17 protein-coding genes are annotated in these 16,460 nt (G+C 60.3%); 4 read left to right on the top strand and 13 right to left on the bottom strand.

The features are described 5' to 3' along the window. The first annotated feature begins 247 nt into the window (after positions 1–247). Positions 248–979, top strand: a complete 732-nt coding sequence (locus tag J9870_RS21705) for a UTRA domain-containing protein (protein ID WP_210639951.1) — start codon at positions 248–250, stop codon at positions 977–979. A gap of 7 nt (positions 980–986) precedes the next feature. Here the strand turns inward: J9870_RS21705 and J9870_RS21700 are convergent, their stop codons facing one another. The 6 genes from J9870_RS21700 to minC form a co-directional block, all read right to left on the bottom strand. Continuing rightward, positions 987–1,169, bottom strand: a complete 183-nt coding sequence (locus J9870_RS21700; RefSeq protein ID WP_210639949.1) for a hypothetical protein — start codon at positions 1,167–1,169, stop codon at positions 987–989. A gap of 159 nt (positions 1,170–1,328) precedes the next feature. After that, positions 1,329–2,618: a M18 family aminopeptidase gene (locus J9870_RS21695; RefSeq protein ID WP_210639948.1), complete on the bottom strand. Its 1,290-nt coding sequence runs from the start codon at positions 2,616–2,618 to the stop codon at positions 1,329–1,331. Positions 2,619–2,880: 262 nt separating this feature from the next. Further along, positions 2,881–3,516 (bottom strand): RluA family pseudouridine synthase, encoded by a 636-nt coding sequence (locus tag J9870_RS21690; RefSeq protein ID WP_025214990.1) that lies wholly within the window; start codon positions 3,514–3,516, stop codon positions 2,881–2,883. Between the two features lie 100 nt (positions 3,517–3,616). Next, positions 3,617–3,871 carry a cell division topological specificity factor MinE gene (gene minE / locus J9870_RS21685; RefSeq protein WP_003179111.1) on the bottom strand — a complete coding sequence of 85 codons (255 nt, stop codon included), beginning with the start codon at positions 3,869–3,871 and terminating at the stop codon, positions 3,617–3,619. Continuing rightward, complete coding sequence (gene minD / locus J9870_RS21680; RefSeq protein WP_003179114.1) at positions 3,871–4,683, bottom strand: septum site-determining protein MinD; 813 nt, start codon at positions 4,681–4,683, stop codon at positions 3,871–3,873. The genes minE and minD overlap by 1 nt, the downstream gene beginning before the upstream one ends. A gap of 201 nt (positions 4,684–4,884) precedes the next feature. Further along, on the bottom strand, positions 4,885–5,622 hold the full coding sequence (gene minC / locus J9870_RS21675) for a septum site-determining protein MinC (protein WP_210639946.1): 738 nt from the start codon (positions 5,620–5,622) through the stop codon (positions 4,885–4,887). 118 nt (positions 5,623–5,740) lie between these two features. Here minC and J9870_RS21670 point away from each other — a divergent pair, with 118 nt between their 5' ends. Both J9870_RS21670 and J9870_RS21665 read left to right on the top strand, forming a co-directional pair. Next, positions 5,741–6,673 carry a lipid A biosynthesis lauroyl acyltransferase gene (locus J9870_RS21670; protein ID WP_210639944.1) on the top strand — a complete coding sequence of 311 codons (933 nt, stop codon included), beginning with the start codon at positions 5,741–5,743 and terminating at the stop codon, positions 6,671–6,673. 36 nt (positions 6,674–6,709) lie between these two features. Further along, positions 6,710–7,864, top strand: coding sequence for a patatin-like phospholipase family protein (locus tag J9870_RS21665; protein ID WP_210639942.1), 1,155 nt, complete (start codon positions 6,710–6,712; stop codon positions 7,862–7,864). Positions 7,865–8,086: 222 nt separating this feature from the next. On the opposite strand, the gene J9870_RS21660 is transcribed toward J9870_RS21665, so the two are convergent. The 6 genes from J9870_RS21660 to puuE all read right to left on the bottom strand — a co-directional run bounded on the left by J9870_RS21660 (position 8,087) and on the right by puuE (position 13,856). Then, the gene (locus J9870_RS21660) at positions 8,087–8,872 is read right to left on the bottom strand and encodes an outer membrane protein OmpK (protein ID WP_210639940.1); all 786 of its coding nucleotides are present in this window, start codon (positions 8,870–8,872) and stop codon (positions 8,087–8,089) included. Between the two features lie 489 nt (positions 8,873–9,361). Then, positions 9,362–10,663, bottom strand: coding sequence for a urate hydroxylase PuuD (locus tag J9870_RS21655; protein ID WP_210639939.1), 1,302 nt, complete (start codon positions 10,661–10,663; stop codon positions 9,362–9,364). A 51-nt stretch (positions 10,664–10,714) separates the two neighbouring features. Further along, entirely contained in the window at positions 10,715–11,218 is a 504-nt protein-coding gene (locus J9870_RS21650; protein ID WP_018612495.1) for an ureidoglycolate lyase, read from the bottom strand. A gap of 120 nt (positions 11,219–11,338) precedes the next feature. Continuing rightward, positions 11,339–12,334: an allantoicase gene (alc, locus tag J9870_RS21645; protein ID WP_210639937.1), complete on the bottom strand. Its 996-nt coding sequence runs from the start codon at positions 12,332–12,334 to the stop codon at positions 11,339–11,341. A gap of 68 nt (positions 12,335–12,402) precedes the next feature. Continuing rightward, positions 12,403–12,918, bottom strand: a complete 516-nt coding sequence (gene uraD, locus J9870_RS21640) for a 2-oxo-4-hydroxy-4-carboxy-5-ureidoimidazoline decarboxylase (protein WP_210639935.1) — start codon at positions 12,916–12,918, stop codon at positions 12,403–12,405. Then, on the bottom strand, positions 12,915–13,856 hold the full coding sequence (gene puuE / locus J9870_RS21635) for an allantoinase PuuE (RefSeq protein ID WP_210639929.1): 942 nt from the start codon (positions 13,854–13,856) through the stop codon (positions 12,915–12,917). The genes uraD and puuE overlap by 4 nt, the downstream gene beginning before the upstream one ends. Before the next feature lie 412 nt (positions 13,857–14,268). On the opposite strand from puuE, the gene uraH reads away from it, so the two are divergent. Next, positions 14,269–14,622 carry a hydroxyisourate hydrolase gene (gene uraH, locus J9870_RS21630; RefSeq protein WP_058546670.1) on the top strand — a complete coding sequence of 118 codons (354 nt, stop codon included), beginning with the start codon at positions 14,269–14,271 and terminating at the stop codon, positions 14,620–14,622. 96 nt (positions 14,623–14,718) lie between these two features. Here uraH and J9870_RS21625 read toward each other — a convergent pair whose 3' ends face one another. Next, the gene (locus J9870_RS21625) at positions 14,719–16,299 is read right to left on the bottom strand and encodes a hypothetical protein (RefSeq protein ID WP_210639927.1); all 1,581 of its coding nucleotides are present in this window, start codon (positions 16,297–16,299) and stop codon (positions 14,719–14,721) included. Positions 16,300–16,460: the final 161 nt, after the last annotated feature.

Raw genomic sequence — 16,460 nt, 5'->3', positions numbered from 1 at the left:
CGGTGTTGGCGGTGTGAGGAAATGTCAGGCTCGGGCGCAGTGGCTGCGAATTAAGCGTAGACCATGGTTAAACAGCTGATCTGAAAGGACTTGGCCGTTAATTTGCAGGCTTGGGCAACAACCGTTCGGCGGTTCTGTCATCTGCCAGTCATGTGCAGTGCCTAGGCTTGCGGGAACGAGAAGCGGATCGATGCGCCATCGATTTCGCCCTGAAATAGTGCTGGTCTAGTCCAGATAGGTAACGTTGATGCGCGTCGAGACAACTAAAGCGGTGACAACCATTGGCCAAGTCCTGCAAGAGCAGCTAGACCATGGATTACTGGCGCCCGGTAGCAAGTTGCCTGCCGAGCGCAAGCTCAGTGAGTTGTTCGGGACCACGCGCATTACCGTGCGCGAAGCCTTGTTGCAGCTCGAAGCCCAAGGGCAGATTTATCGGGAGGAGCGCCGGGGTTGGTTCGTCTCGCCACCACGCCTGGCCTATAACCTGATGCAGCGCAGCCACTTCCACGCCATGGTCGCCGCTCAAGGGCGGGTGCCTTCTACCCAAGTGATCTCGGCGCGCCTGCAACCGGCGTCGGCGGCGGTGTGTGCCTGGCTGCAACTGCCGGCGCTGTCCAGCGTGATCCAGATCTGCCGTGTACGGCGTATCGACGAGCGCTTGGTGTTGTACGTCGAGCACTACCTGAACCCGCAGTACTTTCCGGACATTCTGGAGTTCGACCTCAATCAGTCCATCACCGAGCTATACGCCCGCCACTACGACTTGCACTACGGCCGGGTGAGGTTCGAAATCGTGCCCACCTCTTTACAGCCCGAAGCCGCGGCGGCGCTGAAAGTCTCGGTGGGCAGCCCCGGGCTGCGGATTGCCCGGGTCAACTATGACCAGCATCAGCGGCTGATCGATTGCGACCTGGAGTTCTGGCGCCACGATGCGATTCATGTCGGGGTGGACGTGCCGGAGCAAGCGCCTGCCGCCTGAGGGGAAGTCAGGCCGACTCGTTGAGTTTGGCCAGGATGCGGAACAACACCGTGGCGAGGATCAGCAACATGCCGATCCACATGGCAAAGACCCCGACATTCTTGTCTCGGAAGTTGAAGCCAATGGCCAGCAGGATCATGCCTGCAATGACGGGCACCAGCATGGCGTTGAATGAAGACATGGAGATCATGTGAGACAGCCTTGTCGGGGGAGGATAAGGGCAGTCTAGTTGGGGTTTTGTCGGATGGGGATGATGTATGTCACGACCTCCCTCAATCCAGAGGCAAGCGCTGTTGTGGCGAGGGAATAAATCCCCTCGCCACAACAGCATGCCTGCGGTTCAAGCAGGCTACGGCAACTCGCGACTCGCATAGAACGCGCTCAACACCTTCACCAAATGCGCCAGGTCATGGCTGCCGCACAGCTCGCGGATCGAATGCATGGCGAAGGTCGGCAGGCCGATGTCCACGGTGCGCACGCCCAACTGGCTGGCGGTGATCGGGCCGATGGTCGAGCCACAGCCCATGTCGCTGCGTACCACGAAACTCTGCACCGGCACTTCCTCGGCCATGCACAGATGACGGAAGAACCCAGCGGTTTCGCTGTTGGTGGCGTAGCGCTGGTTGCTGTTGACCTTGATCACCGGCCCGGCATTGAGCTTGGGACCATGGTTGGCATCGTGCTTGTCGGCGTAGTTGGGGTGCACGCCGTGGGCGTTGTCCGCCGAAACCAGCAGGGATTTCTGAATGGTCCTTACGAACTCTTCACCTTCGGGCAACAGGCGCCGCAGGGTCTGTTCCAGCATCGGGCCGTCGGCGCCGCAGGCCGAGCAAGAACCGACTTCCTCGTGATCGTTGCACACCAGCACGCAGGTTTCGTCGGTGTCGGTGTTCAGCAGGGCCTGCAGGCCGGCGTAGCACGACAGCAGGTTGTCCAGGCGCGCGCCGGCAATGAAATCGCCATGCAGGCCAATGACCGCCGCGCTTTGCGTGTCGTAGAAGCTCAGCTCGTAATCGAGCACCACGTCGGCGTTCAGGCCGTGTTCGCGGGCCAGTTGATCAGTGAGCACAGCGCGGAAGTCAACGCGCTCGTCGCCGGCGAACTGGGCAAGGATCGGTGGCAGCTCATTTTGCGGGTTAATCGCCCAGCCCTGGTTGGCTTCGCGATTGAGGTGGATGGCCAGGTTCGGAATAGTGGCAATCGGTGCCTTGAAATCGATCAATTGGCTTTCGACCTTGCCGTCGCGGCGGAAGGTCACGCGCCCGGCCAGGGACAGGTCGCGGTCGAACCACGGCGCCAGCAGCGCACCGCCGTATACCTCCACGCCCAGTTGCCAGAACCCATGGCGTTGCAGTTCCGGCTGCGGTTTGACCCGCAGGCAGGGGCTGTCGGTGTGGGCGCCGACCAGGCGGATGCCGTCGTGCAGCGGTGAATTGCGGCCCAGCTTGAAGGCGATGATCGAGGAGTCGTTGCGCGTGACGTAATAACGACCGTTGGCCTCGGTGACCCAGGTCTCGCGCTCGTCAAGACGCTGATAACCCGCCGCTTCCAGGCGCTGGGCAAGGGTGGCAGTGGCATGGAACGGGGTGGGGGAGGCCTTGAGGAAGTCGATCAGGCCTTGGTTCAACTCTGCGCGCATAAATAGCTCCAGACAGCAATGGGCGGGAGTTTACCGTATTGGTGGTCGATGGGGAGGATGGGAGGCGGGTGATATCCGTGTTGAATGCGCCACCGTCATCGCGAGCAGGCTCGCTCCCACTAGGGATTTGTGGTGAACACAAGCTCTGTGCACGCCTGCGCTCCAATGTGGGAGCGAGCTTGCTCGCGATGAGGCCGGCACATTCAACATCAATGCAAACTGACCCACCGCTATCGCGAGCAAGCTCGCTCCCACAGGAGTATCAGAACGGCGCTGGGCACTCGAAGCGCAGGCGCTCGCCGCTTTGCGGGTGGGTGAAGCTGAGCATGCTGGCGTGCAGGCATAGGCGTGGCCAGGCGGCGAGTGCTTGCGGGTGAGCATAGAGGCCGTCGCCCAGCAATGGATGACCAATGGACAGCATGTGCACGCGCAACTGGTGCGAGCGTCCAGTGATCGGTGTCAGTTCGACCCGGCACCAATCGCCACAACGCTCCAGCACGCGCCAGAAGGTCAGGGCGTGTTTGCCGTGTTCATGGTCCACTACGTGGCGAGGCTTGGTCGGCGGGTCATAGCGCAGCGGCAGGTCGATGCTGCCGCTGTCCAGCGCCGGCTGGCCCCAGCACAATGCGGTGTAGGCCTTTTCTGTTTCTCGATCATGAAACTGCCGAGACAGCTCGCGATGAGTGTCCGGGTCACGGGCCAGCAGAATGATGCCGGAGGTTTCCCAGTCCAGTCGGTGCACGATCCGTGCTTCCGGATAGCCGTTTTCCTGCAGGCGGGTGATCAGGCAGTCTTTGTTGTCGTCGGCCCGACCGGGCACCGACAGCAGCAGGGTCGGCTTGTCGACCACCAGGACGGCGGCGTCCTGATGGATGATGCGGATATTGGACAGGGGCATTGAAGCAGTCTCGTAACAAACGCCAACGGCGGCGCGGGCACTTGCTCCAAACTAAAGAAGGAGCAAAGCGCCCGAGCCGCCGTGGCTCCCGCAGGATCTATCAGCGATCCGGCAGGGTGATATTGAGTTCCAGAATCGAGCAACTGCCCTGGCTTTCCAGTGCCACATGCACGTCATCGCTACCGATGTTGACGTACTTGCGGATCACTTCCACCAGTTCCTTCTGCAAGGCTGGCAGGTAGTCAGGGGTACTGCGTTGGCCGCGTTCGTGCGCCACGATGATCTGTAGACGCTCTTTCGCGACCGAGGCGGTACTGGGCTTTTTGTTGGCACGAAAGAAGTCAAAAAGGTTCATTACCTACCTCCAAACAGGCGCTCGAAGAAACCTTTCTTCGTTACATCGAGGAAACGATGCTCTACGGTTTTGCCCAGCAGGCGATCGACGGCATCGCTGTACGCCTGGCCGGCGTCGCTCTGGTCGTCGAGAATCACCGGCACGCCGGAGTTGGAGGCCTTGAGTACCGCTTGGGATTCCGGGATCACGCCCAGCAGGGTAACGGCAAGGATTTCCTTGACGTCTTCGACGCCGAGCATTTCGCCGTCGCTGACCCGTTGCGGGTTATAGCGCGTCAGCAGCAGGTGTTCCTTGATCGGTTCTTCGCCTTTTTCGGCACGCCGCGATTTGCTGGCCAGCAGGCCCAGCATGCGGTCGGAGTCACGTACCGACGAGACTTCCGGGTTGGTCACGACAATCGCTTCGTCGGCGAAATACATGGCCAGGTGGGCGCCTTTTTCGATACCGGCCGGGGAATCGCAGACTACGAACTCGAAATCTTCCTTGAGTTGCATCAGGACTTTTTCCACGCCTTCCTGGGTCAGCGCGTCTTTGTCACGGGTCTGGCTGGCGGCCAGCACGTAGAGGTTCTCAAGGCGCTTGTCCTTGATCAGGGCCTGCTGCAGGTTGGCCTCACCGTTGACCACGTTGACGAAGTCGTAGACCACGCGACGCTCGCAACCCATGATCAGGTCGAGGTTACGCAAGCCGACGTCGAAGTCGACGATGACTGTTTTGTGGCCGCGCAGAGCGAGACCGGTACCGATAGCGGCGCTGGTGGTGGTCTTACCCACACCACCCTTGCCGGATGTAACCACGAGAATCTTGGCCAAGGTGTTTCACCCCTAAGGAAAAAGGACTTTGTCAGTCCCTGAAAAACATCTCTGGAAAACTGCTGCAATTGGACAGGCTTGGCTGGAATCGGATGCTGGGCGGGGTCTACCTCCGGTAAACACTGCCTGATCCTTTTTCCTACGTCGTTTAAGCCGTTTTCGCTACGTTTTAGAGATGCTTGGAAAATGCGGCAGTATCCGTTAAAGCCGAATGATGTTCAACACGTCGCCCGACAGGCTGACCTGGACGCCGGCCCCCCACAGCGGGTCGCGGCGTAAATCCTCGGAGACCTTGTACTGCCCGGCGATGGAGACCAGTTCAGCGCTCAATTGCTGACAGAAAATCCTGGCCTTCGTGTCACCCTTGACGCCAGCCAGCGCACGGCCGCGCATCGGGCCGTATACATGGATGTTGCCATCGGCCAGAAGTTCCGCGCCCGGGCTGACCGAGGACACCACGACCAAATCGCCACCCTGGGCATAAATCTGCTGCCCGCCACGCACTGGCGAGGTGATGACGCGGGTAGGCTTGATGGTGGGCTCCGGCGGTTTTTCCGGGGTTTTCTTCGGCTCGACCGGGCTCAGTTCCAGCAGACGCTCGCGGGCGCCGGACGGCGGCAATACCGGAATGTCGATGGCGATGGCCGCGGCGATGTCTTCGATGCGGCTGGCGCGGATCGCCAGGGTGCGCAGGCCATGCTGGCGGCAAACGCGCATCAGGCCCGGCAGGTCCACCGCGCCTTCGCCGGCCGGCAGCTTGTCCAGGGCCAGCACCAGCGGGGCATTGCTGAAGAAGTTCGGCGCCTGGGCGACTTTGGCTGCCAACTGCCGGTCAAGGCTTTCCAGGTCATTGCGGGCCAGCTCCAGCACCGTAATGGCGAGCATGCTGCCCTTCAGCTGGAACACGGGATCTTGGTCTAGCGGTTCGGTTTGGCTCATGGTCGGCGTACAACGGCTTGTCACTAAAAGTGCCGAGACTTATAACGAGATCGTCCGCGAGCCGCAACCCGGGTCGAACAATGTAGAATGCGCGGCCCATGTCTTTATGGAAGCTGTAATGGATCGCCCGCGTTTACGAGCTGCTTTTTTTCATCCGCGTTTCTGGCTGCTATGGTGCGGCCTGGGGCTGTTGTGGCTGATCGTCCAGTTGCCTTATCCCTTGCTGCTGCGGGTCGGTCGTGCCCTCGGCGCGCTGATGTACCGGCTGGCAGGCGACCGACGGCGCATCGCCCGGCGCAATCTGGAGCTGTGCTTTCCGGAAAAATCCGCTGCCGAGCGCAAGCGTTTGCTCAAGGAAAACTTTGCCTCCACCGGTATCGCTTTCTTCGAAATGGCCATGAGCTGGTGGTGGTCGCGTTCGCGCCTGGCGAAGTTGGCCCATGTCGAAGGGCTGGAACATCTCAAGCAGGCCCAGCGCGAGGGCAAGGGCGTGATCCTGATGGCGTTGCACTTCACCACGCTGGAAATCGGCGCGGCCTTGCTTGGCCAGCAGCACACCATCGATGGCATGTACCGTGAGCACAAGAACCCGCTGTTCGACTACATCCAGCGCCGGGGCCGCGAGCGGCACAACCTCGACTCCCTGGCGGTGGAGCGTGATGATGTGCGTGGCATGCTCAAGTTGCTGCGCGCTGGTCGGGCGATCTGGTATGCGCCGGATCAGGATTACGGCGCCAAGCAAAGCATCTTTGTGCCATTGTTCGGCATCCAGGCGGCGACGGTCACCGCCACCAGCAAGTTCGCCCGCCTGGGCAAGGCCTTGGTTGTGCCATTCATCCAGGAGCGCCTGGCCGATGGCAGTGGCTATCGCCTGGTGATCCAGGCACCGCTGGACAATTTCCCGGGCGAGACCGAGGAAGCCGATTGCGTCCGCATCAATCAATGGGTGGAGCGGTCGGTGAGTGATTGCCCCGAGCAATACCTCTGGGCCCACCGGCGCTTCAAGAGTCGTCCGCCGGGTGAGCCGAAGCTGTACGAAAAACGCGGCTGAGTTTCTTTGATATCACCTTGAGCACGGAGCCTTGCGATGACCCCAGCTGAACCGGTTACAGGTTTGATTCTTTCCGGCGGCGGGGCTCGGGCGGCGTATCAAGTGGGGGTATTGGCGGCAATTGCCGAATTGTTGCCCGATGGTGCGCGCAATCCGTTTCCGGTGATCGTCGGCACCTCGGCCGGGGCGATCAATGCGGTCAGCCTGGCGAGCGGGGCGATGGACTTCAAGACCGCCGTCGAACGGTTAACGGCATTCTGGCAAGCGGTGCGCAGCCATCAGGTGATGCGCAGCGATTGGCGGGGCGTGGTGGGGCAGGCAACGCGCTTCATCAGCCACAGCCTGCTGGGCCTGGGGGCCAAGTTGCCGGTGGCGCTGATTGACAGTTCGCCGTTGCGCGAACTGCTCCAGGCCCAGTTCCACGCCTCGGGTATCGAGCAAGCCATCGTTGAGCAGCAACTGCGGGCGGTGGCGGTGACCGCGTTCGGTTATGAGTCCGGCCAGGCCGTGACCTTTTATCAGGGCCGCGGCACCATCGATGCGTGGCTGCGCCACCGTCGTATCGGGGTGCCGACGCTGTTGTCGGTGGAGCACCTGCTGGCCAGCTCGGCGATTCCCTTGTTGTTCGCGCCGGTCAAGATCGGCCCGCAATACTTCGGCGACGGTGCCGTGCGGCAATCGGCGCCCATCAGCCCGGCCTTGCACTTGGGGGCCAATCGCGTGCTGGTCATTGGCGTCAGTGGCAACCCGCGTGCCGCTGGCGGGCAAGATCCTTTGGATCGCAGCTACACGGGCCTGCAACCGACCCTGGCGCAGATCGGCGGCCATATGCTCAACAGCACGTTCATTGACAGCCTGGAGAGCGACATCGAGTTGCTTCAGCGCCTGAACGGCTTCAGTCACCTGCTGCCCGGTGATGTGCCGGCCCATACCTTGGGCGCGGCGCCGGTGGAGGTGCTGGTGATTTCGCCAAGCCAGCCCATCGATGAAATCGCCGCTCGCCATCGCCAGGAGCTGCCCCGCCCGCTACGGGTATTCCTGCGCGGGCCGGGCGCGACCAAGACCAGCGGCGCCGGCGTGCTGAGTTACTTGCTGTTCGAGGCGGGGTACTGCAGCGAGCTGATCGAGTTGGGGCGACAGGATGCGCTAGCGCAGCGCGAGGCGTTGAGCCGGTTTTTGGGGTTGTCCTGAGGCGCGATGCAAGCAAGCAGGCCCGCCGCCATCGCGAGCAAGTTCGCTCCCACATTGTTTATGTATTGGGCTCAGTTTCAGCGCCCACCGCAGGTCCCCTGTGGGAGCGTGCCTGCTCGCGATGACGGCGGTACATTCAAAATCAATGCAAACCGACCCACCGCAATGGCGAGCAGGCTCGCTCCCACAAGGATCCCTGTGTACCCAGGATCAAGTGGGTGATCAGAAGTGATACTTGAGCAAGAAACTGGTGTTGCTCTGATTGGTCTTGAAGCCGTCGCTGTCTTCGATCCCGTACTTGTTCTTCCAGTAGTCATACTCGACACCTACATACAACTGCTTGGCGCCCAGCTTCAGCGCTTTGCCCAGGTCATATTTGATCTGCGGGTTGATGTGCAGGTTGGCGTGGTAGGTGCCCTTGGAATTGGTGTCGTTGTCCACGACCCAGTCGATGAAGCCGTCGATCAGAATGTCGGATGACCCCACCGGGATGGTGTAGGCCCAGACCGGGGTGATCTGCCAGACGTTGTCGCCGGCGCGTGGGCCTTCGGTCTGGCGGTTGTAGAAGTTCAGTTGGAAGTAATCGAAGCCGGGAATCGCCAGGTCGAAGCCCGGGCCGATCAGGTAGGACTCGTTGTCGCCTTCACCGAACTCGTACGTCATGGCCAGCAGCACATCCTTGATCGGGCCCAGTTCCAGTTTCTGGTCGAAGATCTTGCCAAACGACAGGCGCGGGCTGAACTCACCGTAGTAGGTATTCGGGCCGGACTGGCTGTCGTCCTTGCCGTTGTAGAAGATCCGGTCGAGGAAGAAGAAGTTGTCGCCGTACTTCCAGGCGTCGGCGTGTTCGAAGGTCACGGTCTGCTGGATGCGCGGGTTGACCTGGAAATCCTTGCCGTACAGGTAGGTGAGGCTGTTGTTCTGCCATTGGAACAGGTCATCGGCCATCGCCTGGCCCCCAGCTAGCAAGGATCCGGCGAGTATCAGGCTGGTGCACGTACGTTTCATTCGGTTTGCTCCCAAAGGTAAGTGGTACCGCTTTCTTTTTCTGATCAGCGCTCTGGTGTGGCGCTTTTTTCTACGGATAAAAACATCCGTTCGGTCAGCTTTTCGCTTGTGGCCAGTGCTGATAGCAAGAGCTGAGCCAAGGCCAGAAAAGGGCTCGTCCAGCTGCTCTTCGAACAGTCGTAAAGGGGTTTTCAGGGGCGCGTTTTTGTCCGCCGGCACCCGGATAAGTTGGCGGGGCGGTCAGGATCGGATGGTTGTTTGTTGTCAGCCAGCGTCGAACGGCCGCGCAGGATACGGGCTTGTCTTGACGGGCTCAAGTGCCCTGCAACGGCGCATGTGCGGCGAATTTGGGGCGTGATGGAGGGGCTGGATCATCTGGTGCTTTCCTCTTGTTTTTATTGTTGAGGCGCAGGCAGTCGCTGACGGGCGACCGGTGGTGAGCCGGTGCCTGTCAACGGTATTTCGGGTGACGGCGTTGGACGGCGTGACTCAGTTGGTCCGCGCGCCCTGGTTGATCCACGCACCGATCAGGTCACGTTCCTGCTGCGTCATCTGGGTGATGTTGCCCAGGGGCATGATCTGGCTGGTGACAGCCTGGGCCTGGATGCGCGCGGCCTGTTGCTGGATCTGTTGCGGCGTATCGAACATCACCCCGCCCGGCGCGGCGCTGAACAACGGGCTGGTGGGCTTGGCCGAGTGGCAGACCGAGCAACGCTCCTGGATCACGCTGTGGACCTTCTCGAACGACGGGCCCTGGGCGTTGGTGGCCTGGGTGGGCGCCGATGCCGGTGCGACTGGAGTCGTCGCCGGCTTCACGCCACCTCCCACTGCCGTTTCCGGCAACGGTTGGTACTCGATCACGCCGGGGGCCTTGGCCACCTCCGGTGCGGTGGGCATGGGCTTGGGCCCCGTGACATAAGCCAGGCAGATCATCGCCAGGGCACCGACCGGCAGCGTCCAGGCAAACCGGTTGCTGTCATGGCGGGTGTTGAAGTAGTGACGGACCAACACCGCCGCCACGGCGATCCCGGCCAGGATCAGCCAGTTGTATTGGCTGCCGTAGGTGCTCGGGAAGTGGTTGCTGATCATGATGAACAGCACTGGCAGGGTGAAGTAGTTGTTGTGGCGCGAACGCAATAGCCCCTTGGCCGGCAACGCCGGGTCGGGTGTGCGGTGCTCGGCGATGGCGGCCACCAGCGCACGCTGGGCCGGCATGATGATGCGGAACACGTTGCCGACCATGATCGTGCCGATGACCGCACCCACGTGCAGGTAGGCGCCGCGACCGCTGAACACTTTACTGAACCCATAAGCCGCGGCGATCAACAGCACGAACAGGATCAGGCCAAGCAGGGCAGGGCGCTTGCCCAGCGCCGAGTCGCAGAGAAAGGAGTAGACGAACCAGCCGACGAACAACGAACCGAGGCCCAGGGCGACGCCTTCGGGGCCGCTCAGGCTGCTGCCGGGGGCCAGCAGGTAGACACTCGGGTTCCAATAGAACACCACGCACAGCAGCGCGATCCCCGACATCCAGGTGAAGTAGGCTTCCCACTTGAACCAGTGCAGGTTGTCCGGCATGGACGGTGGCGCGAGTTTGTATTTTTCCAGGTGATAGATGCCGCCACCGTGGATGGCCCACAGGTCACCGGCCAGGCCGTCCCTGGGGTTGACGCGATTGAGGTTGTTTTCCAGCCAGACGAAGTAGAACGACGCGCCGATCCAGGCCACGCCAGTGATCATGTGAACCCAGCGCACGCTCAGGTTTAGCCATTCCAGCATATGTGCTTCCACAGTCTTTACCTCTCGCCCGTCACGCTTGTCTTCGCGTGATCGGACCTTCTCTTATTGGTGGGGGGCGAGGATCAAAAGCTCATCCTCTTTGAAGAAATGCTCATCGCAGTTATTGCCTGTGCCACTGCGATCAACCACCAGGAAGTCATCCCGCTTTTCGATCGTCAGCACCGGGTGGTGCCAGACGCCGCGATGGTAATTAATGCCCTGCCTGCCGTTGGTGACGAAGGCGCGGACCAAGCCTGATACAGGTGCATCGCCAAGTGGCGCGACCACGATCAGAAAGGGGTTGCCGAGCAGCGGAATGAAGGCCTGGCTGCCCAGCGGATGGCGCTCCAGCATGCGTACGGTCAGCGGCATGTCCAACGCGTCGGCGCGGAAGATGCTGATGATCGCCTTGTCGTCCGGCGTGGCGGTTTCCACCGTCGCCAGGCGATGGAAACGCATGGTCGAACCGTTGTTGATCATGAAGTGATCGCTGCCGTCGGTTTCGATCACGTCACCGAACGGGGCGAAGGCTTCTTTGGTCAACGGTTCGATCTTGAGTGTGCGCATGCTGGTCTTCTTACCTTGAGTTCTGTGTTGTTTGTCGTGCCGCCATCGCGAGCAAGCTCGCTCCCACAGGGGAATGCATTTCAAATGTGGGAGCGAGCTTGCTCGCGATTGGGTTCATCCTTATTTCGAGACCTTGCCGAGCACCCGCAGGCGACTCACCCCGCCATCCGGAAACACATTCAAGCGGATGTGGGTGATCGGCCCCAGGGCTTTGATCTGCTCGGCGAAGGTGTGTTCGGCGTGCATTTCCAGTTTCTGGCTCGGCAGCAGTTCGCGCCAGAACAGCGACTGGGTTTCGATCTGGCTGTCGGTGCCACCCTTGACGAACGCGCCCTGGATCGAGCAACTGTCCGGGTAGTTGCCCTTGAAGTGCAGGGTGTCGACGATGACTTTCTCGACCTCGCCGGCATGGCCGAGGGCGACGATTACCCAGTCATTGCCTGGGGTGCGACGACGGGCGGTTTCCCAGCCGTCGCCCATGTTGACGCCACGGCCTGGGTTGAGGATGTTGCTCATGCGGCCGAAGTGCTCGTCGGAGCAGGCCAGGGCGCGACCACCGTTAAGGGCCGCTGCCAGGTCGATCTGTTCGTTGTCGCCCACGGCCGACCAGTCGCGGTACGGAATACCATAGACCCGCAGCCGGGCCACGCCGCCATCGGGGTAGATGTTGAAACGCAGGTGGCTGAACGCCTGGTCGTTGCTGATCTCATGGTAGTGGTGGCTGTTGCCTTGCAGCTCTACCGCCGACAGCACTTCAGTCCACTGGGTGTTTTCGTCCGGCTCGCCGTCAGTCAGGAAGCAGGCTTCCAGGGAGGCCGACGGTGGGTAGTTACCGGTGAAGAATGAGGTGTCGATGTCCACGCCTTTGATCGACCCCGCCACGCCGAGGCGGATCACCGCGCTGTCGTAGCCTTCGAAGCGCTTGCGGCGCGACTCCCAGCCGTCCATCCACTTGCCGTTGTCATCGAACACGCCCTCTTTCCATACGGCCGGGGTCGGTTGGAACAAACGGTTAGCGTCGGCGAACCAGTCATCGGTGACCGAGATGATCTTGGTGCCCAGGCGGGCGTCGGCCAGGTTGACGAACTTCTCGAAAGGTACGGCGTAAGCTTTCATTCTTCTTGTCTGCCTTTAAATAAGTTGGCTGGGGATGCTTGCAGGATCCTGGGGCTCAGGGCTGCTCGCTAAAGGGTCAGTAGTCGGAACAACGCGATCTTGTTGATCTCTGCCAGCGCGCATTTGAATTCGGTGTCTACCGAGTGATGGATGCGCGTTTCGAACGCCGCGAGGATCTGATGCCGGTTGCTGCCTTTTACCGCCATGATGAAGGGAAACTTGAACTTGGCCTTATAGGCCTCGTTCAGCTCGGTAAAGCGCGCAAACTCGTCGCTCGAGCATTGGTGGATACCGGCGCCGGCCTGTTCGTTGGTGCTGGCTTCGGTCAGTTGGCCCTGGACGGCGGCTTTGCCGGCCAGGTCCGGGTGAGCGTTGATCAGGGCCAGTTGGCTGGCGTGATCGGCACTCAACAGGATGTCGCTCATGCGCTGGTGCAGGGTTTCGATCTGGTCGATGGACGAGTCCTGGCCCAGGTCGAAAGCCTTTTCGGCCACCCATGGCGAATGTTCGTAGATGTCGGCGAAGGCTTTGACGAACGCTTCGCGGCTCAAGGTGGAAGGCTTGAGGGTCTGGAAGGCGGTCATTTCGAAGCTCCTGGTTTCGACGCTCCCGGGCAAGGGTGAGTCTGCTGCCAGTGGCGGGCGATGTCGACACGGCGGCTGAACCAGACCTGTTCGTGGCTCTTGGCGTATTCGAGGAAGCGCTTGAGGGCGGCGAGGCGCGCAGGCCGGCCGATCAGGCGGCAGTGCAGGCCGATGGAAAGCATCTTCGGTGCGTCGCTGCCTTCGGCATACAGCACGTCGAAGGCGTCCTTGAGGTATTGGAAGAAATCGTCGCCCTTGTTGAAGCCCTGCACCTGGGTGAAACGCATGTCGTTGGTGTCCAGGGTGTACGGGATCACCAGGTGCGGCTTGCCGGTGGGTGTGTTCGGTTCCCAGTAGGGCAGGTCGTCGTCGTAGGTGTCGCTGTCGTAGAGGAAGCCACCTTCTTCCATCACCAGCCGACGGGTGTTGGGGCCGGTGCGGCCGGTGTACCAACCCAGCGGACGTTCGCCGGTGATCTCGGTGAGGATGCGGATCGCCTCGAGCATGTGCTCGCGTTCCTGGGCTTCATCCATGTATTGGTAGTCGATCCAGCGATAGCCGTGGCTGCAGATTTCGTGACCGGCGGCGACCATGGCGCGGATCACGTCCGGGTGGCGCTGGGCGGCCATGGCCACGGCGAAAATGGTCAGGGGAATGTCGAATTCCTTGAACAGCTTGAGGACCCGCCAGACCCCGGCGCGGCTGCCATACTCGTACAGCGATTCCATGCTCATGTTGCGCTCGCCCTGCAGCGGTTGCGCTGCGACCATCTCCGACAGGAACGCTTCGGACTCCTTGTCGCCATGCAGGATATTGCGCTCGCCACCTTCCTCGTAATTGAGCACGAAGGACAGGGCGATGCGGGCATTGCCCGGCCACTGGGGGTGGGGAGGGTTACTGCCGTAACCGATCAGGTCGCGTGGGTAGTCAGCGCTCACTGCAGTCTTCCTTCTTGTTCGAACCATGTAGGTGGCGCCCGGGCGATGGGTCACAGCTGGCGTCACGACGATGGGGTGATTGTATACAACTTTATGTGTGATTTGTAAGCCTGATTTTTTGCATTTTTCACCGCTGTCCTGGGTTCGTCTACACTGCAAGAAACCTGCCCAGTTGGTCAATTAATCAGTGGAAGGCTAGCGTATCTGTTGGTTTGGCTTAAGATTGGTCATGAAGCATTGTTCAAATGCCCGTGGCCTAAATATGTGTTTTTTATTGTGTACAATTTTCTTTTAAAGTGTCTTAATTCGCTCATCGCCGTGGCGTTTCGTGCTCCGAAACGGTGCGGTCTGTCTTTCAACTGATTCAGGAGGCGTCGGGCCGGACTGCACAGCAGCGAGGCGCGCACAAGCAATGGGACGTTTGACTACTCACGTTTTGGATGCCGCACATGGCTGCCCGGGCAGCTCGATCAAGGTCGAGTTGTACCGTGTGGAAGGCTCGCAACTGCAACTGGTCGCCAGCGCACTGACCAACAGCGACGGCCGTTGCGACGCACCTCTGTTGCAAGGGGATGACTACCGTTCGGGTGTCTACCAGATTCAATTCCACGCCGGCGATTATTATCGCGCCCGTGGCGTCCAGTTGTCCGAACCGGCGTTCCTGGATGTGGTGGTGCTGCGTTTCGGTATTTCGGCCGAGCAGGAGCATTACCACGTGCCCCTGCTGATTTCGCCTTACGCCTATTCAACCTATCGAGGCAGTTGAGCCCCCAAGCAACTGCCTGGTCCTGGAAGCGACTGCGCATAAAGCTTCTTTGGTTTTCGCCCGCTCACACTGCGGGCTTTTTTTTGCGTGGCGGACTCATAGCCTGGCGTTGTCATCCCGGATGATAAAGATCGTGTCTGCGATGCCCGGGCGGATTTCAGTACCGCCTTTGAGCCAGATGATTTTGTTGGCGTTGTGGGCGTCCTGGACCACTTTCGCAGCGGCTTCGCCAACCTGGGTTTCCAGGCGAGTGCCGGCGGTAACGGGGTCCATGTACATTGGCAGGGAAATCTTCGGGATTCTGGTGCGGTGCAGGCTCATGAAAAATACATAGTCATGCTCTGTTCGTTGAAATACCAACGCCGGAAAGCTATTGAAAGAGGTGGGTTCCATGACCGTATAGCCATTACGGGTCAGAAGGGCGGCCATAAAGCGTTTGAAATCCACAGGCGAATACGTCGTCATGAAATAAAGCCACTGTCGCTGGAACCGCAAGGGATCAAAATCCAGTCGATCCAATACTCCTGTCGAGGAAGGGATGGGCAGGGCTATCGAGCGGGCAGCGCCTTTGGACGCCGAAGAGGTCGGAAGAATCGGCAGCATCAATAGCGGATCGGACCAGTGCGGATGCAACGAATGGGTCGCGTTTTCCCAACTGCTGAAAATCTGCCTGAGTGCTGTCAAACCTCCGGCGGTGGCGAACGGCGAGTTGTTGGTGAGTTCAAATTGTTTCCTTGCGATGTTTTCCAGGGTGGCTGTCGTGACTTCCGGAAAACGATCCCTGACGTAGCCCGTCAGCGGTTTTTTAAAGGGAAGCCTGGCGTCAATTTCCCAATGGTTGTCCGGTGGCACTTGTATGACGCCGCGAGGTTGCTCGTCGGGTGTATGCCTGAGGATGGCGTCCAGCAGGTCAAAATCATAGGTGGGATGAGCGGGGGATTGGATATAGATGATCGGGGATTCGCGCGCTTCGGTGCGAGTCACCATCTTGTAGTGGACATTGCCTATGGTGATCAATTCCGATGGCGTGAATTTGGGGTCGACCCCCCAGTTTTTCTGGAATGTCGGGGCGCTTTGCAGCGTGGTTTCGCTTTGCTCGGACGCCGTACGCGGGCGCTTGGGTGCAGCCGCTTCCGATGGCTCATCATCTGCTGGCCGGTGGTACGGATCGGCATCACTGCCGTGAGTCATCTCCTGGTCCGCAATCTGACGCCATAGGAGGCTGCCCTCCACCTGTTCCAGGCGTGGTCCGGAGGCGACGAGTTCAGTGCTTGATCGGGCTCGGTAATTCTGTTCGGCATCGCGACCCAGCAGCACCGTCCCCCCCTCTGCAAGCTCGACGTAGGTGCGCGTCTTGAACGTGCGGATTCCGGAGGTCGCGTCTGGCTCCGATAACAGGGGCACCAGCTCGGATGAAAGGTAGTAATTGTCCAGTGATACCCGGATAGGGACACCTTGGATGGCTGTCTGCGAGGCAATGTCCGATATCTGGACGGTCGGGGTCTGCGACTCAGGGGCTTCGATCTGTCGTCCGGTCGGTGAGAGGGACGCTTGATCGGTTCCTTCTCCTCTCATGGGATTGTTGAGCGTTGTTTCCGGTGTCGTATCGCGACTGGAGTGAGGCGTATCGGGGGACGACTTTGGAATATTGGGTCGGGTGTTTCGTCTTGGACTCATTGAAAGTGCCTGTTCTTAGTTCGAAGAAGTTTGATGATCCATGTGGTCATGAAACCAATGGCCTGCCATGTCGCTTGTGACGGGCAGGCCTTGGGCTTAAGGATGTTCATGGAAAACCGACAGGCAGGTGCACTACATATATATGGCGCCTGAAAGAAACT

Origin of the sequence: Pseudomonas sp. Tri1 (assembly GCF_017968885.1) — a bacterium.
In the GTDB taxonomy this organism is placed as follows: Bacteria; Pseudomonadota; Gammaproteobacteria; order Pseudomonadales; family Pseudomonadaceae; genus Aquipseudomonas.
This window is presented reverse-complemented; position numbering and strand designations above follow the sequence as displayed.

Bases quoted from the DNA above. Each gene is read 5' to 3' on its own strand.
- J9870_RS21705 (WP_210639951.1), top strand. From the start codon at position 248: ATGCGCGTCGAGACAACTAAAGCGGTGACAACCATTGGCCAAGTCCTG.
- J9870_RS21700 (WP_210639949.1), bottom strand. From the start codon at position 1,169: ATGATCTCCATGTCTTCATTCAACGCCATGCTGGTGCCCGTCATTGCA.
- J9870_RS21695 (WP_210639948.1), bottom strand. From the start codon at position 2,618: ATGCGCGCAGAGTTGAACCAAGGCCTGATCGACTTCCTCAAGGCCTCC.
- J9870_RS21690 (WP_025214990.1), bottom strand. From the start codon at position 3,516: ATGCCCCTGTCCAATATCCGCATCATCCATCAGGACGCCGCCGTCCTG.
- minE (WP_003179111.1), bottom strand. From the start codon at position 3,871: ATGAACCTTTTTGACTTCTTTCGTGCCAACAAAAAGCCCAGTACCGCC.
- minC (WP_210639946.1), bottom strand. From the start codon at position 5,622: ATGAGCCAAACCGAACCGCTAGACCAAGATCCCGTGTTCCAGCTGAAG.
- J9870_RS21670 (WP_210639944.1), top strand. From the start codon at position 5,741: ATGGATCGCCCGCGTTTACGAGCTGCTTTTTTTCATCCGCGTTTCTGG.
- J9870_RS21665 (WP_210639942.1), top strand. From the start codon at position 6,710: ATGACCCCAGCTGAACCGGTTACAGGTTTGATTCTTTCCGGCGGCGGG.
- J9870_RS21660 (WP_210639940.1), bottom strand. From the start codon at position 8,872: ATGAAACGTACGTGCACCAGCCTGATACTCGCCGGATCCTTGCTAGCT.
- J9870_RS21650 (WP_018612495.1), bottom strand. From the start codon at position 11,218: ATGCGCACACTCAAGATCGAACCGTTGACCAAAGAAGCCTTCGCCCCG.
- alc (WP_210639937.1), bottom strand. From the start codon at position 12,334: ATGAAAGCTTACGCCGTACCTTTCGAGAAGTTCGTCAACCTGGCCGAC.
- uraD (WP_210639935.1), bottom strand. From the start codon at position 12,918: ATGACCGCCTTCCAGACCCTCAAGCCTTCCACCTTGAGCCGCGAAGCG.
- uraH (WP_058546670.1), top strand. From the start codon at position 14,269: ATGGGACGTTTGACTACTCACGTTTTGGATGCCGCACATGGCTGCCCG.
- J9870_RS21625 (WP_210639927.1), bottom strand. From the start codon at position 16,299: ATGAGTCCAAGACGAAACACCCGACCCAATATTCCAAAGTCGTCCCCC.